The organism is Allobrachymonas denitrificans DSM 15123, from assembly GCF_900110225.1.
Classification (GTDB): domain Bacteria; phylum Pseudomonadota; class Gammaproteobacteria; order Burkholderiales; family Burkholderiaceae_C; genus Brachymonas; species Brachymonas denitrificans.
On the sequence record NZ_FOCW01000013.1, the window covers coordinates 1 to 23530 of the forward strand.

Consider the following 23530-nt stretch of genomic DNA (forward strand, 5'->3'; position numbering starts at 1 on the left):
GGGCCCCTGGAAGACCAGGGAAGCCGTGGAACTGGCGACCCTGCAATGGGTGCACTGGTTCAACCACGTCCGACTGCTCACGCCGATCGGGGGTATCCCGCCGGCAGAAGCTGAGGCAAACTACTGGAGGCAACTTGCCGACAGCAACACCTTGGCAGAGGTGTCCACTTAAACCAACCAGCCTCCTCGAAACCCGGGGCGGTTCAGATCGCACTCTCCTTGACCAAGGGCATCCGAGCGTATCGGCGCTCGCGGCTAAGGGAATGCATTGGCCTGTGACGGAAGTGTCCCGGGCTAATATCTGGGATCTTCCTGTTGCTCTGAACATGCCATCTTCCCCCTCGAAATCGTCTGTCGTTAGCGCGCTACCAAGCTGGCGCTGGTTGTTCCGGATGTGGATGCTGGCGGTCGTTCTGGCGCTGGCTGGTTGCGGCAGTCTGCCTCCTCCGGGGCCTCGCACCGTGTCACAGGCTTTGCCTGCGGGCACCGTAACTCCGCTGGGCAAGGTGGCGGGCGCACTACGCAAGCAATCCGGATCCCGCCACGATACGGGTTTTCTGCTGCTCGATTCGGCGGATAGCGCTTTCTCCAGCCGGTTGGCGCTCACTCAGCAGGCATCGCGCACGCTGGATCTGCAGTATTACGCCATCCACAACGACCCTGGCACCAGCGTGTTGCTGGCAGCGATCCGCGAAGCTGCAGCTCGGGGAGTTCGTGTGCGGATCCTGCTGGATGATTTGCACACCAAGGGCGAAGACGCGGAAGTGCTGCAACTGGCGTTCCTTCCCAATATAGAGATGCGACTGTTCAATCCCCTGCCTGCCGGGCGCAGTCTGGGCAAGTTGCGTGCGCTATCTGCGCTGCAGGATTTTTCGCGGCTGCAGCACCGGATGCACAACAAGCTGTTCCTGGCGGACAACGTGGCCGGCATTGTGGGCGGGCGTAATCTCGGCGATGCCTATTTCGGGCAGGCGGATGACAGCAACTATATTGATCTGGACGTGCTGGCCATCGGCGGGCTGGTGCCTGCCATGTCGCGCAGTTTTGACCGTTACTGGAATCATCCGCTGGCCTATCCGGTAGAGCAGTTGATGAGCAGCAAGGATCTGAAGGTGATGATGGCTGTACGTCCAGGTGCTTCTGGTGCCCGGAATCAGCGGGATTCAGCCGACACGGTGGGGACTGCCGAGGCGCCGAAACCGGTGCCTGCCGATTTGCCCGATGCGATGGCCTTGCAGCAGGTGTCGTGGACCTGGGCTCCCAGTGCCCTGCTGGCGGATGCACCGGCCAAGCTGTCACCCGAAGAGCGCGATGCGGCGGGAAGCGATCAGGTGGTCAGTGGCTTGCTCGGGTTGATGCAGCTATCACGGAACGCCGTGCTGATCGTGACGCCCTACTTTGTACCCGGGCCGCAGATGATGGAGGTGTTTGCGGGCTTGCGCAAACGCAATATCCGGATTGTGGTGCTGACCAATTCACTGGCGTCATCGGATGCGCCTCTGGCTCATATCGGCTATGAACGTTACCGCAAGGATCTGCTGAAACTGGGCGTGGAAGTGTACGAAATGCGCGCCTTGCAGCCCCAGTCGACACGCAGCGCGTTTGGCTCCTCAGGCAAGGCGAAGCAGGCGAGCCTGCATGCCAAGCTGGTGCTGGTGGATGGCAACTGGCTGGGGATCGGTTCGATGAACCTGGATTTGCGCTCGCAGCTGCAGAACAGCGAGGTGGCGGTGCTGATCCGGAGCCGTTTGCTGGGCATGCTGATTCGGGAACGGGTGGCGCCCATTCTGAACGAAGGAGCGTGGCGGCTGGAACTGACGCCGGAGGGCAAGCTGCTGTGGCACGCCCCTGCAGGCGTTGAGCCGGCAGTGCGTCGCGGAGAGCCGGATGCCAGTGCAACGCTGCAATTTCTGCTGAAGTTGGCCGCGCCATTTGCCCCCGACGAGATGCTGTGACGGCCAAAGCGTGCGATATGCAACACTTCAGTCGCGCTTTAAGCTTGCAACATACTATAATGGCGCTCTGTCGTGAAAGCGATATGCCGGCGTAGCTCAGTTGGTAGAGCAACGCACTCGTAACGCGTAGGTCACCAGTTCGATTCCGGTCGCCGGCACCAAACCCCAGGAAGCCCCTGCTTGTTCTGCAAGCAGGGGCTTTTTCGTGGGCAGTTCCGGTGGCGTTCAACAAAATCTTTTCATGCGCTGCAAGCCCTATTTGTTGCAGGCTGAAGCGTCTCGCGCGAGCAACTTGGTCCACAATGGACCCACACCAAAAACAACCCCGCATAGCTGGAAACGGCGAGGCGGCTTTCCCATGCCGGAAGCCTGCCGCCGAACAAGGAGTACACCATGAAAAGCTGGCAGTTTGCCACCCGGGCAGCAGCCATGAGTCCTTCCATCATCCGAGAAATCCTCAAGGTGACGGAGCAGCCTGACATCATCAGTTTTGCCGGCGGCCTGCCTTCGCCGGATTCTTTTCCGATCGAGGCATTCAGCGCGGCCTACGAAAAGGTCATGCGCGAGCATCCGCGTTCTGCCCTGCAGTATGCAGCGAGCGAGGGCTATGCCCCCCTGCGCGAGTGGGTGGCGCAATCCTTGCCTTGGGATGTATCGCCGGATCAGGTGCTGATTACTACGGGCTCGCAGCAGGGTCTGGATCTGGTCGGCAAGGTGCTGATTGACGAAGGCAGCCGGGTGGTGGTGCAGACGCCCTCCTATCTGGGCGCACTGCAGGCGTTTTCTGCCTACGAGCCGGAAATTTTCAGCGTGCCCAATGACGATCAGGGCGTGCAGCTGGAATCGCTGGAGCGCGAACAGCTGCGCTATCAGGCCCGCTTCATCTATCTGCTGAGCAACTTCCAGAACCCGACGGGAATGACGCTGTCCCTGCACCGCCGGCAGGAGATTGCCAAGACCTGCCATGCGCTGGGCCTGCCGATCGTGGAGGACAACCCGTACGGCGAACTGTGGTTCGACGCGCCTCCGCCGCCGCCTGTCGCCAGTTTCTATCCCGAGCAGTCGATTTACCTCGGCTCGTTCTCGAAGGTGCTGGCGCCGGGCATGCGCCTGGGCTTTGCCGTGGTGCCGCCGGAGGTGTATCCCAAGATGCTGCAGGCCAAGCAGGCGGCGGATCTGCACAGCCCGAGCCTGAACCAGCGACTGGCCTATGAGGTGCTGACGCAGCCGGGCTTCCTGGAGGCGCATCTGGAACGCATCCGTGCCCTGTACAAGGGGCAATGCCAGGCGATGCTGGCCGCGCTGCAGCGCCACATGCCCGACGGCGTGAGCTGGAACACGCCCAAGGGAGGCATGTTCCTGTGGCTGCGCCTGCCGGCCGGGCTGGACAGCGCAGCGATGCTGCCGCTGGCGGTGCAGCAAGGCGTGGCCTATGTGCCGGGCGCGGCGTTCTACGACACGCAGCCGGATATGCGCACCATGCGCCTGAGCTTTGTCACTGCAACGCCGGACGAGATTGATCGCGGCATTGCGCTGCTGGCGCAGACCATCGAGCAGCAGCTGGCTGCATAAGCAGGCGAAGAAGGCCCTCCGGTTTGCGGGCTGGAGGTCTGTCGTCATCTACGAGTCCGCTGGCCGGTTGCAGGCTGGCAAAAGCCCTGAGCATGGCCTGCATGCTTCAGGGCTTTGTTGTTCTGGACTTGGGATACGCGTGGCAATCGACCTGGATTAGCCTCCAGAGCGATTTCTCTGAGTTGCGCTACGCAACGTATCGGCAGGCAAGGCATCAATTTCGCACAACAAGCCAGCCAGTGCCCGCCCCGTCGCCTCCAGCAATGCTGCGCCCCGCTCGGCGTCTGCCGCAGCTGCATTGCCAACGGCGCCGCTGGCATGGTAATCCTGCATCTGCCAGGCCAGCTTGGCGCTGCGGCCATTGCCGAGCGTGGGGAATTGTGCAGCGCGCTGTTCGGACGAACTGGAGAAGTTGCCGGCCTTGTGCATCTGCACCAGATCCGGGCGGATGGCCAGCATCAGGCTGGTTTCGATGGCTCCGGCGTGGATGCCGAAGCGGCGTTCGTGGGCATCGAAGGCATCGGCTGCCTCTCCCAGAGGGAGGTTGAACCAGCTGGTGGTATAGACCAGCATGCCCAGGCGCGCGCGCAGGTCGCGTGCTACCACATCCAGCAGGCCGACATTACCCCCGTGGGTGTTGAAAAGCACCAGCTTGCGCACGCCACTGGCTGCCACGCACTCGGCAATCTCCGTCCAGAGGCGGATGACGGTGTCGGCGCGGAGCGTCAGGGTGCCGGGGAAGGCAGTGTGCTCCGGACTGTAGCCCACTGTCTGTGTCGGCAGGAACAGCGCGGGCAGATTGGCAGGCAGATGAGGCAGACAGGCCCGCACCATGGCGTCCGCCAGCGCGGTATCCACCTGCAGCGGCAGATGCGGTCCATGCTGCTCGATGGCAGCTACTGGCAGCACGGCCACGGCGCGCGTGCGATCCAGTGCATCGAAGTCCGGGCTGGCCAGATCGGCCCAATAGCGCGATGGAGGGAGAGGCGTGCTTGACATGGTGGCTCCATCATACTGACTGGCTGCGCGCTGTGGGGTCTTGGCGCTGGGGGGATAATGGTCCGCTGACATGAAACGCCGCGCTATGGCAAGGAGCACAGCCCCTGCCGGGGGCGTCTGATACCTGCATGATGACTATACGTTTTTCCGGAATGACAATCGCACGGCACGCGCAACCCCTGCTGCGCTGGTGTGGTGCCGCGGCACTGGCCCTGGTGGCGGGTCTGGGAGCCAATTCTGCTCTGGCCCAGAGCGGCTCCAGCTTTGGCGGGCTCACTGCGGCAGCCCATGAGGTCCGCACCGAACAGGTGGAAGCCCGTCTGCTGGCACATGCGCCGGAAGGGGTGCAGACCGGCAAGCCGCTGTGGCTGGGCCTGCAACTGACCCACGCCCCGCACTGGCATACCTACTGGAAGAACCCCGGCGACAGCGGACAGGCCACCAGCCTGCGCTGGACGCTGCCTGCTGATGTGCAGGCCGGCGACATTGCCTGGCCGGCGCCGTCCAAACTGCCAGTGGGCCCGCTGGCCAACTATGGATACGACGGCACTGTGCTGCTGCCGGTGGCGGTCACCCTGCCCGAGGCTGGTGCGCCAGCGGGTCCGATCAAGGTCGAACTGGAGGCCAACTGGCTGGCCTGCAAGCAGGAGTGCATTCCGCAGCAGGGCAAGTTCACGTTCGAGTTGCCCGCTGGCCAGCCTCTGACCGCCGATGCGGTCGCGTTTGACGCAGCCTTGCAGGCGGTTCCGCAAGCGCTGCCCGGAGGAAATGCAGTGCTGCGGGCCAGCGTGGATGCACAGCGCAAACACATCGTTTTCAGCAGCGAGGCCTTGCCCGAAGGCTGGCAGGGCAAGATGCTGAACCTGTACCCTGAAACGCCCGAAATCATCACTCCGGCCGCCGCTGGCGAACAGCGCTGGGATGGCAAGCGCTGGCAAATCGAATTGCCGCTGCACGATATGCGCATGGAAAGCCCCGACCACCTGCCGGTGGTGCTGGCGCTGCGTGGAGAGGTGGATGCGGATGGCGTGGTGCGCAATGCAGCAGGACCGGCGTATCGCACCGAAGCGGCGGTGGCCGGTACCTGGCCGGCAGCGCAAAGCCCTGCCGAGATGTCGCCCGAACTGGCTGCGGCCCTGCGTGCCAATGCGCAGACCACAAAGACGGCGCCCCCCAATGGCACTGCCGGCATGACGTTCTGGCTGGCGCTGGGAGGCGCCTTGCTGGGCGGCCTGTTGCTGAACCTGATGCCCTGCGTGTTTCCGGTGCTGGCGATCAAGGTGATGAGTTTTGCCCGCCATGCGCACAGCCCGCGGGAGCAGCGTGTGAGCGGCCTGGCCTATACCGCGGGTGTCGTGCTGAGTTTTGCGGCTCTGGCTGGTTTGTTGCTGGTGTTGCGTGCGGCTGGGGAGCAGCTGGGCTGGGGCTTCCAGCTGCAGAATCCCTGGCTGGTGGCCGCGCTGGCCGGCCTGTTCACGGTGCTGGGGCTGAATCTCGCCGGCGTCTTTCATGTGGGGCAGCTGCTGCCGGGGCGCGTGGCGCAGGCAACTGCGCGCCACCCGGTGAGCGACGCCCTGCTGTCGGGTGTGCTGGCGGTGCTGGTCGCGTCGCCCTGCACGGCGCCCTTCATGGGGGCGTCGCTGGGGTATGCCATCCAGCTGCCGGCGTTGCAGGCCTTGCTGCTGTTCATGGGGATGGGCGTGGGCCTGGCCTTGCCGATCCTGCTGGGAAGCTTCTTCCCCGGCATTCTGCGCTGGTTGCCCCGGCCGGGGGCGTGGATGGACACCTTCAAGCAGCTGATGGCCTTCCCGATGTTTGCCACGGTGGTGTGGCTGCTGTGGGTGCTGGGACACCAGAGTGGCGTCGACGGTGCCATGGCCCTGCTGGCCCTGCTGCTGACGGGAAGTGCGCTACTGTGGGCGCTGGGCCGTTCGGGCAAGGCCCGTGTGGTGCTGGCCGGCATGTTTGGCGCACTGCTGCTGTGGCTGGCTGCGGGCTATGGCGGACTGATTGAGTCATCTCCCCCTGTTGACTCTGCGGCCGCGACGAACACCAATGCCCAGCCCGGCGCGCTGTGGCAACCCTGGAGCGAACAGCGCGTGCAGCAGGCGCTGGCCGCCGGACAGCCGGTGTTTGTGGACTACACCGCCGCCTGGTGCGTGACATGCCAGTTCAACAAGAAAACGGTACTGTCGACCGAGGATTTCCTGACGGCGATGCGTGCTCGCAATGTCCTGCTGCTGCGTGCCGACTGGACGCGCAGCGACCCCGCCATCACGGCCTCGCTGAATGCACTGGAGCGCAACGGCGTCCCCATGTATGCCCTGCATGACCCCAAGGCTCCGGCCCAGCCCCAGGTGCTGACCGAGGTGCTGACCTTGAATGCCGTGCAAGAGGCGCTATCTAGCCTGAAGTAACCGGTTTTTTCACTGCCAGGAGACTGTTCCATGGACGATATCACCCACATCCTCGAAACAACCCGCACGGTGGCCATTGTCGGCATGTCCGACAACCCGGAGCGTGCCAGCCACGAAGTGGCGCACTACCTGCAGGCAGGCGGCTACCGCATCATTCCGGTGAACCCGGGGCTGGCACAAAAAGGCGAGAAGGTGCTGGGTGAAACGCCCTACGCCGATCTGGAGGCCGCTGCCAAGGGCCTGAAAGAAGCCGGCGAGGCTCCAATCGACATGGTGGACGTGTTCCGCAAGAGCGAGGACGTCCCGCCTGTAGCCGATCAGGCCATTGCCATTGGCGCCAAGACGCTGTGGCTGCAGCTGTCAATCCACCACCCCGAGGCGGAGCAAAAGGCTGCTGCTGCGGGCCTGAACGTGGTGTCCAACAAGTGCACCAAAATCGAGCACGCGCGCCGCGGCATTGTGCGCGACGTGTGATGCGCAGGGGCTGACTGGCCATGCCGGGCCCTGAGCGATCTTCTAGGCACCGCTCCTGGTGGTTGCCCGTTTCCGCTGCGATACTGTCTGGCCTGATCGGCGCCGGGGCGACGTGGTGGGTGATGGGCGGTCGCCTGCAACTGGCCGAGCAGCATGCGCATGTGCTGCAGCAGACGGTGACGCGGACGCAGGATGAACTGCTCGGCTACTCACGCTACACCAGCTATCTCACGCTGGGCAAGCAGACGCTGGCAGAGCACACCAAATTATTGACGGCTACGGTGGTGCGCGAGGAAGGCGTTACCGAGGTGATCGAGCGGTCGCTGCTAGGCTTTGCTTCCAGTGGAACGGTGGCGATCTGGTACACCGCAGAGTATCCGTTTGGCTATGACCTGCAGCCGGGGCAGTTCGATTTGCGCGCCACTGCGGACGGGCTGGAAGTCCGACTGAAGAAGCCGCGTCTGGTAACCAGCCCCGCGGTGCGGGATCTGCGCTACAAGATTCTGGCTGGAGGCGTGCTGACGGACGAAAAAGTGGCCGTGATCCAGCTCTATGCCAAGGCGGCCCAGGAGGCGGCCGGCAAAGGACAGGCGCTGGCTGCAGATCCGGCTGTCGTGGCCTTGTGCGAGAAGCGGCTGGTGGAATTTCTGCGCGAGTTTCTGCGCCAGCAACCAGGAGTGCGCAATGTGCCGCATATCCGGGTTGTGTATACCGACTGACATGGAGACAGGCCATGGGCACTTCCAGGCAAACCATGGATTTTCTGCTGGATCAGCTTGATAGAGCCTTGCCGATCACCACGCGCAAGATGTTCGGCGAGTATTGCGTCTACTGGGATGGCAAGCCGGTGGCCTTTATTTGTGATGACCAGCTGTTCGTGAAGCCGACCGAGGCTGGGCGGGCCATGCAGAATCCGGTGGTGGTAGGTGCGCCTTATCCGGGGGCGAAGATGTATTTGCTGGTGGGGGCGGATCTTTGGGAGGATCGGGAGTGGTTGGGGGAGTTGTTGAGGGTGACATGGGATGCGACACTCAAGATGTAACGCAGCAATGGCCTTGGCAACGGTCAAACAGCTTCACTCACCGATTTGAGTAGATCCCATAGGCGTACCCTGTACAGAATGCTTCGTGCTTGGCACTCTTGCTCCTTTGAGTGTAGACACAGTTCCCACTGCCATGCTTCCTTTCGCAGGCACCATATGCTTTGTCAATCGCTCGCCTAGGACTCGAATCCACGGCGACAAAGATGAGCGAAGCATCATCGTTGCCCTTACGCTCGGCCATCATTGCGCAGGTGTTGGCGAAAACGTGGATGACTTCACACCCTTCTCCACACTGCTTTAGCGCTTGCTCCTTGGCAAAGCGCGAACTCAAATATCCTGCAGCCCAACCAATATGTCCTCCTCCACGAGTTCTTACTGCAAGGGCACCATAGTAGTCTTGCTCCCTCCAAGTCCCACGCACTGCCCTTGAAGGATCGTCACCAATCTCCGCCCCCCCGGCATCACGCCACTCTTGCATTTGCCGTTGTTGAAGAGTGGGGCCGTAAAAAGGGTTATTCAGATCTTGAGCAACAACATTTGTCAATGGGAAGAAGAATAGAAAAATTAATGCCTTACGGAACATAGAAGCCCAAATTTGGATTTTTAGATGCCAAATTGTAGCTAGTTTTCCTTATGCTTCTCATAAACCTTTTCCTGCTTTAATTTTTTCATTGATGGAATACGCTCAAGTCTCTCCACGTCCTCATGATTCGATGGCGGACTCTGCTTAAAAGACATATTTTGGGCTCTTTGAATTTGATTTCCTGTGCCCCCATTGCTGCCCCTGCCCATAAACGCGTTGTAGCCATTAAAGGCAGCCCCCACTTGCCCACTGAAGAAGTTCGTCACAAGCGGAGGGGTTCCCAAGATCAGCGTGGTAAGGAGCATACCTAGTCCACCGGAGATGGTGGCAATGTCGCGTAGATAAAGTCCACCCAACTTGATGTCTGCCGAGGCGAGCCCCGATGACACTCCATCCATCGCCAGCAGCGCGACTCCCAGCATGATGGTGGCCTTGAGTGCAATCACGGTGACGACGGTGATGACGACCATGCTGAACAAGGTGCTCACTGTGAATTTGGCCCAGGTGACGAACATGAAGCGGGTCTGGTCAAAGACGTAGGCCAGCATGCACAAGGGCGCCATTACCAGGCACAAATGCACGGCGATTTCGTTGAGGAGCATGAGTCCGCCGGCAATCAGGGCGGGCAGAGCCTGCCCGGCGCCGGTGATGAAGGACAAGGTGTTTGCCATGTTCAGGCTGGTGCCTGCAGACGGGCCAAGCACTGGTGCCAGGTCCATAAGCAATTGCAAGGTGAGCATTCCGGTCAGCACCTTTCCGACCATGGTCGAAGGGTTTTCGTATTCGCCGCCTGTAATCGCCACGGCGATGCTGTCGCGCAGGTCAATGACCAGGCTCGCCAGGTCCTGCCCGAAAATGGCCAGCCCCTGCGCTACCGCGACGATGGCGGTCACGGTGACGGCACGCACAATGAATACATGCAGGCTTTCGCGGCTTTGCCCGGTCGCTATGCGGTAGCCTTGCACCATGAACCAGAGGGTCAGCCACACAGTGCCGACGCCACCTGCAAAGGCCATCATGCGACCGAAGCCGGCGTAGCCGAACTGACCGATCAGGTCCACGATGTATTTCCGGATTTCCTCAAAGAGCTGGGCGGAAATGTATCCATCAAGCATGCTGGCGCGCTCCGAAACCTTGCCTCATCAACGGCGGAATATCCGGTTGGATCCGATTTCCTGTGCAGCAGCCCGACCGGCAACGATCCCCGTCGCTGCAATGGCACCCCGCCTTACCGAATGCAGAATTGAACTGGAGCCGCCGCCATTCATGCGGGCTTGGGCTGCTTCGTTGTACTTCTCCTGATACAGCGAGCGCATGTTCTGATACGCGGCCAATGCGGTTTGCATGCGCATGTTGTCGTTGGCAATGATGGTCTGCAAGGTCAGCATGGTGTATTGCTTTTGCTGCAGCTCCGCGAGGGAACCATAGTTGTTGTCCTTGAGCATGTCCCGCAGCGCGTTGTTGCGGGACTCCAGCGAACTGGAAATGTTCCTGATTTCCTGCAGCTGGGCATCCAGGGCCTTGCGTGCCTTGAGGCAGTTGTCCGTCAACTCTCCGGAGTGCTTGGGACAGTTGGCCGGGGGGTCTCCCGTGAAGAAGACGGCGACGGCATTGTCAGCGGGATGTTTTCCGTCCAGCACTTCCCGGGTTGCCGTCTTCAGTTCGCCAAACTCACGCGCACCGTCCGCCGCCTGTCCCGGCACCACCTTGTCGACCATGCTTTGCACAGCCTTTCCTCCAGGGATAACCGTCAGCTGGTCCAGCATCGGCTTGAGCAGCCGGTCGCCCAGCTGCTTCTTGAGTACCTCGTCTGCCAGGTATTTCTTGATCGCATCTTCGCTAAGCATTTTCTGCAGATACTGCTTGCCCAGAACCTCCTCGGAAAACTTCTGCATCGCGTTCTGCAGCAGGTTGTCGTTGGTGATCTGGGCCACGTCCGTCACGGGAATCTGCGCCGAAGAGGTCGACGGTGTCGTCAGCAACACCATCGTCAGCACCGGAATCCAGGCCAGTGGCTTGCACCACTTGCGCAAGGAATTGTTGAGTTGAAGGCGCCCATGGAGCGCTGGCCTGGTCCCGGATGGCACAGAGCGGAAGTGACAGCACGTGGAAGACGCACTGTCGGAATGTGTGAGGTCCATGATGAAACAGGCAGAAGTGAATCAGTGGGCCGGCCGTGCCGCCAGGTGCGGGACATGGCTTTGCGCTGGCTGATGTAGGGACAGTGCAGGCTCAAGTGCTGCCTGTAATGCCTTGTTGATGTCGGCGCTGGCAACGCGGCTGCGGTCCATATGCACTGCGTGCAGCAGGTCGCGCCCGCCATGGGATTCGCGCAACACTTCGCCAATGGCCTGCAATGGCAACTGCGCTTTCTCTGCCCGTTCCGCCAGATAGCTAGTGACGCGTGCGTTCTGGTTGGCATCGAGTCCCTGACAGACACACTGCACTTTTTGCGAGAGTTGCCTGACGGGGTCAGGAACGCTGTCCATGCCCATGTGCCGGTAACGCAGGTTCCAGAGCACCTCGATGGCATCCGCCTTGGGGGCATGACTCTGCAAGCCTGTACCAGATGGTTGCTTGCGCGACAGGAAAGCCGTAACATCATCCTGTGCAGCGCCATCGGCATTGATGGGCTTGCCGCTCGGAGCAGCCGCCGTGGCCGGCTTCGCCGCTTTGGCGGGTGGATGGCCCACGGTTTCACTCGCCGCAGACTGGGTCCGCAGGCTTGCATCCTCCGCAATGTCAGATCTGGTGGCCAACGCCTTATGGCTGCGGAAATGTTCGGCCTTGGGTCGCAAGGCGCCCAGGAAAATGGTCTTGTTGCCATCCCACGCTCCGCCTGGCCGGATGGTTTCCGTGGCAGGCCCGGACGTGACTTGCGAGCCGAAGAACTGCATGCGTCCCTTGGCATCGTAGCCTTGGAAAATGCCCACGTGACGCCCGTTGTTCTCCCGGTTGGCGAACATCAGAATATCTCCAGGCTCGTATTGGCCGGCGCGGCCTTGTCCGGGAGAAAGCACATCGAAGTATTTCTCGGCCAGGGGTGTGGTGCCACCGCGTTTGCTGAAAAGAGCCCCAGTCGTGATAGTGGCCCCGGGAATCTGGAACCCGGCACCCCGCAAGGCCTTGTGTACCAGGGCTGAGCAGTCGATACCTTTCAACCCATCACCGTCAAGGTCACGCCCGTCACGGCTATCATCCGTTTTGCTGTTGGGGCTGCGGTTGCTGAATTTCTTGTCCGGCCGTCCATACTCGTAGCCCTTGCTGAAGTGCTTGAGCGCATAGTCGAGCACTGCCTGTCCGGGGTTGGCTTCTGCGGGACGGCTCTTGCCAAGGCGTGCAGGAGCCTGCGCCTGTTTTGCCTCTTCAGCAGAGGGTTGCACTGGCTGACTCACCTCACCGCGCTGCGTCGGGGCTGCCTTGTCCTGTCGAGGACGATGGAAGGGAACCTCGTAACCTGCCAAGTCTTGCATGTAACGGGTAATCGGCACCTTGTTGCCATCCCGCGGGACAGTCTTCCCCTCCGACTCCAGGTATTTTTGCAGGTTGCCCACTCCGACCAGATGCGCGCCTGCCAGCAAGCCACTGGCAGTCAGCATCGGGCCATCACCGTATTGCTTGCCGATGTGAGTATCCAGTTTCTCGTTGCGGATATAGCGCCACTGGGCACGGTTGTATGCGTGCACAGCAGCCTCCTGTGCCTGCGGACTGTTGAGGAAGTCCTCCTTGCTGTGCACACCATGCTTGCCCGTCCATTCGCCGCGGAAGTCATTGCTGTTGGTGCGATCGCGCTTGTAGAAGCCCGCATCAATCAGGGCCAGTTCCCCCATCTGGTACTTGCCGAGATAGCCGGCGCGGTTGACTGCACGGTAGGGGTCGGGCTGGCCACCGCTTTCGCGTCGCGCCAGTGCCGCCAAGTAGTCCTGATAGTTCCTGTTTGCCATTGAGTTGCTTTCGGGAGTGGAGTTTTGAAGAAGTAGTCAGTGAAAGGTGATTGACTCTGAAACGTATGCCTGGAAACGTGCTCAGGCAGCCTGACGCGTGGCGGCTGCCTCATCTGCAGCCGCAGCTCTCTTGCGCGCCCCCTTGCGGCGTGCCTGGAACAGAGGCAGCCAGTCCTCGGGGCCGGGCGTTGCTCCCATGGAGTTCCTTGCGCCGAGCTCCTGCAGGACTTCATGCAGGACCGCGATGTTGTCGGTGCTGGCAGAGATGACCGCCAGTTCGTCGTGCATGTCGCGCAGGTCCAGCTGACACACTGCGCTGGCGTGGCCCTGCTTGACCAGAAAGCAGCGGCTGCGCTCGTCCAGCGAGGTGATCACCTTGAATTCGCTTTCGGTCAGCTTGAGCCCGTCGATGTAATCCTTGCGGTCGGCATTCGGATTGGGCAGCAGGATCAGCGTGGCTGTCTGTTCGATCAGTGCGGCGGCGATGTCGCTGCGCAGGGCGTCTTCCGGGGACTGGGTAGCAAAGATGCCAAGCCCGTTCTGCTTGCGGATGGTTTTCTGCTTGTTGCGCGCGAACTCCTTGAGTCCGCCTTCGCCATCGAGAATCTTCCAGAATTCGTCCATCACGTACATCAGCGGACGGCCATCGATCAGGCCTTCGAGGCGATGCAGCAGGTAGTGGATGATCGGCGTGCGCACTTCGGCGTTGTCGATGATGTCGGTGTAGTCGAAACCAATGATGCTGGCTAGCGAGAGGTCGATGGTGTCCTGCGGGTTGTCGAATACCCAGCCGAGTGCGCCTGCCCGCGTCCATTTGCGCAGGCGGGCGTAGATGCTGTCATCGCCCATGTTGGGCAAGGACTTCTGCAGGTTGCTGATGGTGCGCAAATGCAGCGGGGTGTCGAGCATGGCGCGCACTGCATGCAGCATGTCATCCTCTTCACCGGCGGTGTAGTGCGGCTTGCCTGCCAGCAGGCGCAGCAGTTCAACCAGGTACTGCACATTGGCTTCGGAGGATTCGCATTGCAGCGGATTGAAGCCGGTCGGCTGCCCGCTCTCCAGTGCCAGGTAGTTTCCGCCGCAGGCACGCACGAAAATCTCGGCCCCGCGGTCCTTGTCGAAGAAGAAGATGGTGGGCTTGGGACGGAATTTCTGTGCCTGGGACAGCAGGAAGTTGATCAGCGCCGTCTTGCCGGTGCCTGACTTGCCGATCACCAGCGTGTTGCCGATGGCTTTTTCGCCCAGACTGTTCTCGCCGGGGTGCGTGGCGTGGAAGTTGAAGTGATAGGGCTGGCCGTTGGTCGCCTGCAGCACGGTCACGCTGTCACCCCACGGATTGTTGCTGCGCTTGCCGCTGGCAAAGTTGTGCAGCGGGCTCAGGCCGAGAAAGTTGAGGGACGACACATTGGCCAGGCGGGGCCGGTAGCGCCAGTTGCCTGGCAACTGTGCATAGAAGGCGCCGGCGATGGCCAGATCCTCTTTTACGGAGACAAAGCCGGCATGCGCCAGTTCTGCACGTGCCTCGGCAATCTGGCGCTGCAGAACCTCCTGGCTGGTGCCATACAGGGCGAGCGTGAAATGGTATTCACCAAGCACAAAGTTGCCACTGGCCAGTTCGTCCATGGCCTGGTCGAGTTCGATGATCTGGCTCACGCCACGGTCACCGGAAGAGATCATCATGCCCTTGGTCCGTTCCAGCGCACGCAGTCCGGCATGGCGCGAGTGCGGGGTGAAGGACTGGGTGATGACGTATTCGAAATCAAGGTACTTCAGTCCGTTCAACACACCAGGCCAGGTGGCATCCGGGTACTCCTTGACGTTGAGCACCGCGCCATAGTGATTGCTGCCCTCCGGCGTACGCACGACAAAGTCACCGCCCCGCGCGCTGAAGAGGTGCCGGGACAATGGCAGATATTCGTAGACCGGTGCCGACAAGACCGGCACCGGGTCATCGCTGCGGTTCAACAGGTAGCTGTAGAACTCCAGCGCCTCCGAGAACACTGTGCCCTCTTCCGACTCATACATGCCGAGCCGGGTCGGTGCGCAATCATGCAATACCGCTTCGACGTGCCCCGCCAGCTCCAGCACCTTGGCGATGGCCTGGTCCTGCTCGGCCCGCAGCTGGCTCAGGTCGCTTGAACGCTCGACCAGATGGCGCCCCTCCACCACGGGCCGGTAGATCAAGGTGAAGTAGAGCTGGTTCTGCAGCACCTTCTGTTCGCTGAGCACCTTGAAGTAGGCATCGGACAGCTGCTGGTTGAAGCGCTCGTCAAAGCAGGCGTCGCTGTGCACGGTGCCGCGGCGACGCACGTCATGCGTCCAGAAGGCGACGTTGACGTAATCCGGCGCACGCAGGCTTTGCAGCAGGCGGTTGAAGGTGGCGTGGCGATGCTCGAGTTCCCACTCCTCGCGTCCGACAAACGGCAGTCCTTCCAGCCGCCAGCAGATGAGGTAGTCGCCCGCCGTTGTCTTGAGCACCTGCGGTGCGACCTGGCTGGACAGGGGAATAAAGCTGCTGATGCAGGTATCTGGCGTGGACATGACAGTCAGGGCAGGCGGGAATGCTGGTTGGGAGTGAACGCCCACATGCCGGCATGCAGACGGCGGTTGCGCGCCTTGAACAGGAACTGGAACCGGATGCCGAGCAGGCGGAAGATCATTTCATCCTGCCTGGCAAGCAGGCGCAGCGCGCCGATGACTGGCGGCAATGCCAGCAACCAGAACAGGTTGAACCAGGCAGCCATCAGCACACAGCTGCCCGCCCCGAGGAAAAAGGGCACGTAGGGCACGCCCAGGAACATGGGCGGCCGCGTACAGCCGCGAAAAAGCGTATGCCGGCGCATGGGAGTGATCAGCTGATGAACCAGCCCGCCAGTTGGGCAGCGGCACCAATCACGATGGCACCGACCAGCACCGGCGCAACGTCGGTGATGCGCTTGTGGTTGAAGGCAATCTGGTAGCCGGCAAACACGAAGGCAATGGTGACCACGGTGACCGAAATCGGCACCAGGGCAGCCTTGACCTTGCCGAGGAATTCACCGACCTTGCCGCCATCGGAGAGGTCTTCGGCGGCGTGCGCCACCTCAGGCAACAGCAGGATGACTGCACATGCAATCAGCGCCAGCACCCACGGAAGTAAACGGCTGCGACGCGATGCGGGCACACGCACGGGCAGGCGGGAAACAAAGACGGAAGACATTGGAGGATTCCTTTCAGGGAAAGTTGGAGAGAGAGTCAGAAAACAAAACTGCTGTCACCCGGAAGCTGGGGGGTTGGCAAGGGGGTGGCTGCCGCGGCAGGCTGCGCAGGAACCGCAGCGGGCATTGCCGGAAGCACTAGCGCCGGCACTTCTGCCCCACCCGTGGGGGAGGGTGTTCGTGCTGCACGCGCAGGACTGGGCAGCCCGCTGGCTGCCGGTGTACGCGAGCCGCGCCGATAGACCGGAATGGGCTGCACTGCGCCAGCCTGTGCCACCTGCAACGAGGGGCCCATGGTGGCCATCACCTTCTGCACATAGCCGTGGCGAAATCCGGTCACGAAATTGCCGGAGTAATAGCAGCTCAGCGCCTTGCCCCAGTCACCTGCGCGCTGATAGCACTCGCGCAGGATGCGACTGCCGGCACGCACGTTGTCGCAGGCGGAGAAGGCTTTTTCATAGCTGCCCAGGCCGTAGCGTGCCAGGTTGTAGCGATTGACCTGCGCCAGCCCCAGCGAAAAGTTGAAGCCACCCTGTTCCAGCATGCGGGCGGTAGCCACTGCCTCCGGCAAATTGCGCGGCTGCCGCGCCAGACGGCCTCCCACCACACCAATGGCATAGGGATTGAAGCCGGACTCCACGCGCATGACGTGCTGCATCACATGCATGGGCAGGGCCATATCAGGGCAATCCATCATCATGATCGTGTGAGGAAAAAATTCAAGGAAGAGGCCGATAACGAGAACTTAAGATGCAATAATAACACCTATTAATTAATTTTTTGCATCTGGAGACAACACTTGTCTACGTTTGATCCCACTTCCTCGCTCCGGCGCTGCATGACCATCGCCCTTGCATGCGTGATGGCTGCCGGCTGCAGTACCGGCACAGCTCCTCCGGAATTCGGGGGAAACTGGAAGCCGCTCCCCAGCTTCGACCAGCCAGACGCCCTCTCGCGCAGCACTCCTGTCCCCGACCAACCCAGACCCACGCCAAGGTCTGCTGCTTCTCGGGATGACAGCAACGCCGCTGAATCTCCTGCAGCCCAAGGCCCGCGGGGATAAGCCATGCTGCGTCGCAAGAAACCCGCAGGCGATGCCGCCCAGCCCCTGCTCACCGCCGCCCGAGACTTTGAAACCAGCCTGATCGACCAGATGCGTCGCAGCGAACGCCGGGCCTGGCGCGTGGCCACGGGTGCCGGCCTGATGTCGCTACTGCTCGCAGGCGGTTACGGCCTGGTGATGCCCCTGAAGGAGCAGGTGCCCTATCTCGTCCTCGCGGACCCCTATCGCGGCACCAGCAGCGTGGCCCGCCTGGAGGCAGGTGATACCCCTCTGAGCGCCAGCGAAGCCATCAACAAGAGCAATGTGGCGCACTTCGTGATCGCGCGCGAATCGTATGACTGGGAACTGCTGAACCGGCGCGACCGGCGCGTCGTCCATGCCATGGCAACAGACAGCGCACTGAAGGAATATGTGGCGCTGTACACCCCCAGCCATCCAGACAATCCCGACACCCTGTACGGCAAGAATGCCTCGGTACGGATCAAGATCCTGAGCACGGTGCTGACCTGGGGCGATGCCACCCGTAATGGCACCGGAGTGCGCACACCCATTGCCGCCAGCGTGCGCTTTGAGCGCTGGCTGTTCGACAAGGCCACCGGCCAGGCGCGGCCGCTCGATACCCGGCTGGCCACCATGAAGGTCAGCTACGACCCGCACTTGCAGATGAACGAGGAGGGCCGGATCGAGAATCCGCTGGGCTTCCGCGTGCACAGCTACCGGGTGGATCCCGAGGTTTCCGGCACCACTCCTCCACACGTACCTGTTCCGGTACCGTCACCCTCGCCGCCGGTTGAATCGGCAGGTGCCTGGCCAACCGTGGCAGACCCTGCGCTGACGGGCAACGCCGCACTTCCCATGCAGACAGGAGGCACCCATGCGGCCCGCATGTAAGCCTTTCATGCCCGCTTCGGTGGGAGCAATCGCCGCTGCACTGGGTGCGATCCTGTTGCTGACAAGTCCTGCCGCTCTGGCCCAGGCCGTCAGGAGCTACACCTACACAGCCGATGCGATCTATCCCGTGCACACCGCCCTGGGCCTGGCCACCCAGATCGAGATCAGTCCCTCGGAGCAGGTACGCGACTTCGGTACCGGGTTGAGCTCGGCCTGGGATCTGGTACGTCGTGACAACGTGTTCTACATCAAGCCCAAGAGCCCGCAGGCGGACACCAACATGTACATCCGCACCAGCCAGCGCTCCTACCTGTTCGACCTCAAGGTCATCAGCAAGCGCTGGCGCACGCTGCAGGAGGCCCGCAAGGCCGGCGTGCAGTATCGCGTGCGTTTTGCCTATCCCGGATCGACGGATTCTGCAGCCGAGAACGGAGGCCGCGGTGCCGTGCAGAGCCTGACCACGGAAGCCCCCGCACCTTCCATCAGCTACGACTATGCCGCCAGCCCCACGTCCGAATGGATGCGGCCCACCCGCGTGCATGACGACGGCCGACTGACCTACATCCACCTGCCACGCGGTCTGCAGATCCACGGTGGCGTACCCGCCGTATTCGGCCGCAAGACTGCTGATGGCGAGGACTTCATCGTCAACAGCAGCTATCGCAATCAGCAGATCACCGTGCATGGTGTTTACCGCTTTCTCGTGCTGCGCCATGGCGACAGTGTGCTAGGTCTGCGCAGGAGTATTCCATGAACATCCTGCCAACCAAGTCCCATAATGAAGGCGCCCTGCCGCCGCATGAGCCAGCCATCCAGGAAGAGCCCGTGCTGCACAGCGGGCCGCGTCGCAAACTCAACCGCAAGGGCATGCTGTTCCTTGCTGCCATCGGCAGTGTGGGTGCGGCAACGCTGGCGTGGGGCATGAACAGTCTGTCCCTTTTCGGACAGTCCAAGCCCGCACGTCCCCGCTCCGAAGTGGTGGAACTGCCTGCAGACAATCTGCTGGCGTATCCGGCCGCGCTGGCAGCAGCACCGTCTGCTCCTCCCCCGGTACCCGAGCTGCCACCCTTACCTCCTGAGCCCACCGCTGCGCCCATTCCACTGAGCACATCCACGGGAGCAGATTTGCATCCCGCAAAAAGCCCGACACCCGTCCCTGCGCCGGCACGGGATAGCCTGACCGAATTGCGCAGCAATGGCGGACCGGTGCTGCAAGGCGGCAACGAGGCCCAGCCCGTCAATGTCGTGGCCCAGGGCAGTGTCAGCCGCAATGCATCGCCTGACAGCCTGATGCCACGCGGCACCTACATCCGCTGCGTCCTGGAAACCCGCATCGTCAGCGATCTGCCGGGGTTCACCTCCTGCGTGGTGACGGAGCCGGTGTACTCCGTCAACGGCCGCACCCTGCTGATCGATCGCGGTGCCAAGATCACGGGGCAGTACAAGTACGAAAACAACGATGTGGCACGTATTGCCGTCATCTGGGAACGCGTGCTCACGCCGGATGGCATGGATGTGCAGCTCAGCAGCCCGGGCGTCGATGGTCTGGGGGCTGCCGGCCATCCCGGTGACATCGAACGCCACTGGGGCAGCCGCATCGGCTCGGCGCTGCTGGTCAGCCTGCTGGGCGATGCCGTGCAGATTGCCAGCGCCGTGCACGCGCCTGCTGCGGCAAGCACCGGCACCACGAGCATCTCGGCCGAAACCGGAGCCATCACGCGCCAGATCAACCCGTACCAGTCGCGCACTGCCGACACGCTGCAAAGCGCAGCACGCAACGCGCTGCAAGGCGCAGCCAATCGCCCTGCGACCGTCACGCTGAATCAGGGCGAACTAGTCACCATCTATGCCTCGCGGGATATCGATTTCGCCGGAGTGCTGCAGCCATGAGCCCTCCTTTCGATGGCGGAATTGCTGCGGACGGACTCTCCGCCAGTTTCCTGCAGCACCAGTATCAGGTGCTCGGCATCGCCGACGCACTCGGCCGACCCGACGTGACGGAGATCTGCATCAACCGTCCGGGTGGTGTGTATCTTGAAACGCACAGCGGCTGGCACTGGATGCCGGTGGAGGGGTTGAGCTACGAGCGTGCGCGGCATTTCTGCACCACGGTGGTGAACGAAAGCAATACCGGGCAACGCATCACGGCCGCGGAACCCATGGTATCCCTGACCTTTCCATCCGGGCAGCGGGCCCAGTTCGTGGTGCCGCCGGCCGTGGAGGCCGGTACGGTCTCCATCACCATTCGCCTGCCCTCGCGGGAAACGCGCAGTCTGGAGCAATACGCCAACGACGGATTTTTCGATCGCCTGGCATCCGACACAACGGGGCTCAGCACGCACGATGCAGAACTGCTGCACCTGCGCGAATCGGGAGACTACGCTGCCTTCTTCCGACAGGCCGTGCATTACCGCAAGAACATCGTGGTCGCTGGCGCCACCGGCAGCGGCAAGACGACGTTCATGAAATCGCTGGTGCAACACATTCCCGCGGATGAGCGGCTGATCACCATCGAAGATGCACGCGAACTATTCATCCGGCAGCCCAATGTGGTGCATCTGCTTTACTCCAAGGGAAGCCAGGGGCTTGGCAAGCTGAGTGCCAAGAACTGCCTCGAAGCCTGCCTGCGCATGAAGCCGGACCGGATCCTGCTGGCAGAACTCCGTGGCGACGAGTCCTTCTACTTCATCCGCAACTGCGCTTCGGGGCACCCGGGCTCCATCACCAGCTGCCATGCCGGCAGCGTCGCCCAGACCTGGGACCAGCTGGCGCTCATGGTCAAGGCGTCGCCCGAAGGCGCCGGGCTGGAATTCGATGTGATCCAGAGATTGCTGCGGCAGACCATCGACATCGTCGTGCATCTGCAGGCGCATGCAGGGCAACGGCGCATTACGGGGATTGCCTTTGATCCGCCGGGGCAGCAACAAGCACAAGAGGCCATGGGATGAGTGTCTCTTGCCATATCGTAACGCCACGCTGCGCGTCTGTCCCGATACAGCGCACAGTGTCGCAAACATTGGCACGCGCAGCCTTGCTTTCCTTGTTGCTCTCGCCGTTGGCACAGGCCAGCTTGGCCCAGCCCGCCCCTTCCATCGCAGGTCAATGGATGTGCGCCACCAGTCCGGTCACGCTGCGCAACCTGCCGGGCATTCCCGACGGCGTGCTCACCCAGCGCATCGCCTATCACGCCGACGCGCAGGGGCGCTGGAACAGCAATGCGTCCCTGACCTTCAGCGCCGGTCAGCAGCAAGGCAGCTACCGGCTTCGCACCTACGCCAATGGCCGCCACCGCCTCCAGCAGAACCAGATGGTCGAACAGGTCGAGCGCTTTGCACTGCTGCCACCTTTCGACCGAAGCACCCCCTGGGCACGCACCACGCAGCGCCATTTCAACGCCTGGGTGTTGCTGATGCAGCGCGAACTGCCGCAACGCCAGTACCGCATCCAGCTGCAAGGGCCCAATGCCTACCTGCTGGAGCCGCTCCTTCCCGGCAAAGGCCGCTCCAGCGTCCGGGTGGCCTGCCGCCGCGTCACGTCACCGACAGCAGAATGAGACCCGGCCTTCGCTTGTCCCTCGGCCTGCTCAGCCTCCCCCTGCTCATGGCAGCGGGCAGCTGGGTGGCGGGCCAGCTGCTGTACTGGTGGTTCGATTTTCAGGATCGGCAGGCCGACTGGCATACCTGGCTGGCCTACGCCAGGCTGCTCGATCACCCCGGATACCGTGCCCATGCTTGGGCGATCCAGACCACGGGCATGATCGGCCTCGGTGTCGCCGCAACCCTCTGGTTGACCTTGCTCGTCGCCCTGCTGCGTCGTCCCAGGCGCAGTACACACGGCGATGCACGCTTTGCCGGCTATGCGCAACTGGCACGCCTGGGCGCCTTCCGTTCTTCCGACACCGGCGTGCTGATCGGACGCCACGGCCGTCGCTATCTGCGCGACCATGGCCAGCGCGCCATCCTGCTGGCCGCGCCAACCCGCTCCGGCAAGGGCGTGGGCGTGGTGGTCCCGGTATTGCTGGACTACCCCGGCAGTGTCGTCGTGCTGGACATCAAGTACGAGAACCATGCTCTCACCAGTGGCTACCGGCAGCAAATGGGGCAGCAGGTATTCACCTTCAGTCCGTTTTCGCCGGACGGGCGCACCCACCGCTGGAACCCGCTGCGCTACATTCCGGCGGAGCCTGCGCAACGCGTTGGCGAACTGCGCCAGATCGCACACATGCTGTATCCCGACGGCGATGGCAGTGGCAACCAGCAGTTCTTCATCGACCACGCGCGCAATGTCTTTCTCGCTTTGGCGTTGTACCTGTTCGAACAGCATGATCGCAACCGGCGTCTTGGGCTGGAGTCTGCGCCTCTCACGCTCGGACAGTTGCACCGGCTGGCTTCCGGCTCTCCCACCGAGTCTCCGCGTGCACGGCTGCAGGCACTGGCGGACGAAGACCATCTGTCCGAGGCGTGCCAGCACGCCTTCGCAGGCTTCGCCGGTCAGGCCGAGGAAACCCTGGCCAGCATTCTGGGCACCTTTCATGCGCCTCTGCTGCTCTGGTCCGACCCCCTGCTGGACGCTGCCACCAGCAGCGACGACTTTCTGCTGACCGACGTGAGGCGCAAACGCATGTCCATCTATCTGTGCGTGTCGCCCGACAAGCTCGCCCAGGCTGGGCTGATTTTCAACCTGTTCTTCTCGCAACTGATCAGCCTGAACACCCGCACGCTACCACAGCAGGATCCGTCGCTGCGCCACCAATGCCTGCTGTTGATGGACGAGTTCACCAGTCTCGGCAAGATCGACATCATTGCCCGCGCCGTCGGCTACATGGCCGGCTACAACCTGCGGCTGCTGACCATCATCCAGAGCATGGCGCAGCTCGATGCCACCTATGGCCGCGAACAGGCGCGCACCCTGGCGACCAACCATGCCACGCAAATCCTCTACGCGCCGCGCGAGCAGCAGGACGCCAACGACTACGCCGACATGTTGGGCTACACCACCCAGCGTCGGCGCCAACGCAGCATTGCGCGAGAAACCAGCTTCACGGAAGTGGAGGAGCGCCGCGCGCTGATGCTGCCACAGGAGATCAAGGCCCTGGGCTCCAAGCGGCAGATCCTGCTGATCGAAGGGCTGGAACACCCAGTGCTGGCCGACAAGATCCGCTACTACCGGGAGCGGCGATTCAAGCGACGTTTGCTGAAGCCGGTCAAGCCACCTCCTGCAGTAGCTCCAAGCCACCACGCTGGCTCGAAGGCAGGCGTGCCGGTCGTACGAGAAACGCAACTCGCCACCAGTTCATCGGCATGAAACGCATTCCACCGGCATCGCGCCCTTCGCCAGTCCCGCCCCTTGCACCTCCTCGTTCCTATTGGCCAACTTTGCTTCACCACGCCAGA

The 23530-nt window shown here is 62.2% G+C and carries 21 protein-coding genes, 1 tRNA gene and 1 pseudogene; 14 read left to right on the forward strand and 9 right to left on the reverse strand.

Annotated features, from left to right (window positions below):
* The 4 genes and pseudogenes from BMW28_RS12835 to BMW28_RS12160 all read left to right on the forward strand — a co-directional run.
* Positions 1 to 172, forward strand: a pseudogene (locus tag BMW28_RS12835) (IS3 family transposase); the annotation flags it as partial.
* Positions 173 to 275: 103 nt separating this feature from the next.
* Positions 276 to 1955, forward strand: coding sequence for a phospholipase D family protein (locus BMW28_RS12150; protein WP_234970145.1), 1680 nt, complete (start codon positions 276 to 278; stop codon positions 1953 to 1955).
* Between the two features lie 85 nt (positions 1956 to 2040).
* Positions 2041 to 2116, forward strand: a tRNA-Thr gene (locus BMW28_RS12155).
* Positions 2117 to 2348: 232 nt separating this feature from the next.
* Positions 2349 to 3527, forward strand: a complete 1179-nt coding sequence (locus BMW28_RS12160) for an aminotransferase-like domain-containing protein (protein WP_091818329.1) — start codon at positions 2349 to 2351, stop codon at positions 3525 to 3527.
* A 156-nt stretch (positions 3528 to 3683) separates the two neighbouring features.
* Here the strand turns inward: BMW28_RS12160 and BMW28_RS12165 are convergent, their stop codons facing one another.
* Positions 3684 to 4526 carry a creatininase family protein gene (locus tag BMW28_RS12165; RefSeq protein WP_091818368.1) on the reverse strand — a complete coding sequence of 281 codons (843 nt, stop codon included), beginning with the start codon at positions 4524 to 4526 and terminating at the stop codon, positions 3684 to 3686.
* Between the two features lie 152 nt (positions 4527 to 4678).
* Between BMW28_RS12165 and BMW28_RS12170 the strand changes: the two genes are divergently transcribed.
* The 4 genes from BMW28_RS12170 to BMW28_RS12185 all read left to right on the forward strand — a co-directional run bounded on the left by BMW28_RS12170 (position 4679) and on the right by BMW28_RS12185 (position 8459).
* Entirely contained in the window at positions 4679 to 6943 is a 2265-nt protein-coding gene (locus BMW28_RS12170; RefSeq protein WP_091818330.1) for a protein-disulfide reductase DsbD family protein, read from the forward strand.
* Between the two features lie 30 nt (positions 6944 to 6973).
* A complete protein-coding gene (locus BMW28_RS12175; RefSeq protein WP_091818331.1) occupies positions 6974 to 7417 on the forward strand; it encodes a CoA-binding protein in 444 nt (147 codons plus the stop codon).
* Positions 7418 to 7539: 122 nt separating this feature from the next.
* Positions 7540 to 8136 carry a hypothetical protein gene (locus tag BMW28_RS12180; protein WP_234970146.1) on the forward strand — a complete coding sequence of 199 codons (597 nt, stop codon included), beginning with the start codon at positions 7540 to 7542 and terminating at the stop codon, positions 8134 to 8136.
* A 14-nt stretch (positions 8137 to 8150) separates the two neighbouring features.
* Positions 8151 to 8459 carry a TfoX/Sxy family protein gene (locus BMW28_RS12185; RefSeq protein ID WP_091818334.1) on the forward strand — a complete coding sequence of 103 codons (309 nt, stop codon included), beginning with the start codon at positions 8151 to 8153 and terminating at the stop codon, positions 8457 to 8459.
* A gap of 37 nt (positions 8460 to 8496) precedes the next feature.
* Here BMW28_RS12185 and BMW28_RS13295 read toward each other — a convergent pair whose 3' ends face one another.
* From BMW28_RS13295 to BMW28_RS12225, 8 genes are all read right to left on the reverse strand, one after another.
* Positions 8497 to 9042, reverse strand: coding sequence for a DUF4189 domain-containing protein (locus BMW28_RS13295; RefSeq protein WP_091818336.1), 546 nt, complete (start codon positions 9040 to 9042; stop codon positions 8497 to 8499).
* Between the two features lie 38 nt (positions 9043 to 9080).
* The gene (locus BMW28_RS12195) at positions 9081 to 10157 is read right to left on the reverse strand and encodes a TrbL/VirB6 family protein (protein ID WP_091818338.1); all 1077 of its coding nucleotides are present in this window, start codon (positions 10155 to 10157) and stop codon (positions 9081 to 9083) included.
* A gap of 27 nt (positions 10158 to 10184) precedes the next feature.
* Positions 10185 to 11075: a hypothetical protein gene (locus tag BMW28_RS12200; protein WP_091818339.1), complete on the reverse strand. Its 891-nt coding sequence runs from the start codon at positions 11073 to 11075 to the stop codon at positions 10185 to 10187.
* Between the two features lie 129 nt (positions 11076 to 11204).
* Positions 11205 to 12986 (reverse strand): NlpC/P60 family protein, encoded by a 1782-nt coding sequence (locus BMW28_RS12205; protein ID WP_091818341.1) that lies wholly within the window; start codon positions 12984 to 12986, stop codon positions 11205 to 11207.
* A gap of 81 nt (positions 12987 to 13067) precedes the next feature.
* Positions 13068 to 15527 (reverse strand): VirB4 family type IV secretion/conjugal transfer ATPase, encoded by a 2460-nt coding sequence (locus BMW28_RS12210; RefSeq protein ID WP_091818344.1) that lies wholly within the window; start codon positions 15525 to 15527, stop codon positions 13068 to 13070.
* A gap of 5 nt (positions 15528 to 15532) precedes the next feature.
* Complete coding sequence (locus tag BMW28_RS12215; protein ID WP_091818346.1) at positions 15533 to 15829, reverse strand: VirB3 family type IV secretion system protein; 297 nt, start codon at positions 15827 to 15829, stop codon at positions 15533 to 15535.
* A gap of 8 nt (positions 15830 to 15837) precedes the next feature.
* Positions 15838 to 16185: a TrbC/VirB2 family protein gene (locus tag BMW28_RS12220; RefSeq protein ID WP_200785798.1), complete on the reverse strand. Its 348-nt coding sequence runs from the start codon at positions 16183 to 16185 to the stop codon at positions 15838 to 15840.
* Between the two features lie 35 nt (positions 16186 to 16220).
* Positions 16221 to 16862 carry a lytic transglycosylase domain-containing protein gene (locus BMW28_RS12225; protein WP_234970148.1) on the reverse strand — a complete coding sequence of 214 codons (642 nt, stop codon included), beginning with the start codon at positions 16860 to 16862 and terminating at the stop codon, positions 16221 to 16223.
* A 387-nt stretch (positions 16863 to 17249) separates the two neighbouring features.
* Between BMW28_RS12225 and BMW28_RS12230 the strand changes: the two genes are divergently transcribed.
* The 6 genes from BMW28_RS12230 to BMW28_RS12255 all read left to right on the forward strand — a co-directional run bounded on the left by BMW28_RS12230 (position 17250) and on the right by BMW28_RS12255 (position 23441).
* Positions 17250 to 18137, forward strand: a complete 888-nt coding sequence (locus tag BMW28_RS12230) for a VirB8 family type IV secretion system protein (RefSeq protein ID WP_091818347.1) — start codon at positions 17250 to 17252, stop codon at positions 18135 to 18137.
* Positions 18138 to 18144: 7 nt separating this feature from the next.
* Complete coding sequence (locus BMW28_RS12235) at positions 18145 to 18891, forward strand: TrbG/VirB9 family P-type conjugative transfer protein (protein WP_159430760.1); 747 nt, start codon at positions 18145 to 18147, stop codon at positions 18889 to 18891.
* Positions 18888 to 20027 carry a TrbI/VirB10 family protein gene (locus BMW28_RS12240; protein WP_091818351.1) on the forward strand — a complete coding sequence of 380 codons (1140 nt, stop codon included), beginning with the start codon at positions 18888 to 18890 and terminating at the stop codon, positions 20025 to 20027. The genes BMW28_RS12235 and BMW28_RS12240 overlap by 4 nt, the downstream gene beginning before the upstream one ends.
* Complete coding sequence (virB11, locus tag BMW28_RS12245; protein ID WP_091818353.1) at positions 20024 to 21085, forward strand: P-type DNA transfer ATPase VirB11; 1062 nt, start codon at positions 20024 to 20026, stop codon at positions 21083 to 21085. The genes BMW28_RS12240 and virB11 overlap by 4 nt, the downstream gene beginning before the upstream one ends.
* A gap of 158 nt (positions 21086 to 21243) precedes the next feature.
* Complete coding sequence (locus BMW28_RS12250) at positions 21244 to 21690, forward strand: hypothetical protein (protein WP_091818355.1); 447 nt, start codon at positions 21244 to 21246, stop codon at positions 21688 to 21690.
* A complete protein-coding gene (locus tag BMW28_RS12255; RefSeq protein WP_091818356.1) occupies positions 21687 to 23441 on the forward strand; it encodes a type IV secretory system conjugative DNA transfer family protein in 1755 nt (584 codons plus the stop codon). Before BMW28_RS12250 ends, BMW28_RS12255 begins: the two co-directional genes overlap by 4 nt.
* Positions 23442 to 23530: the final 89 nt, after the last annotated feature.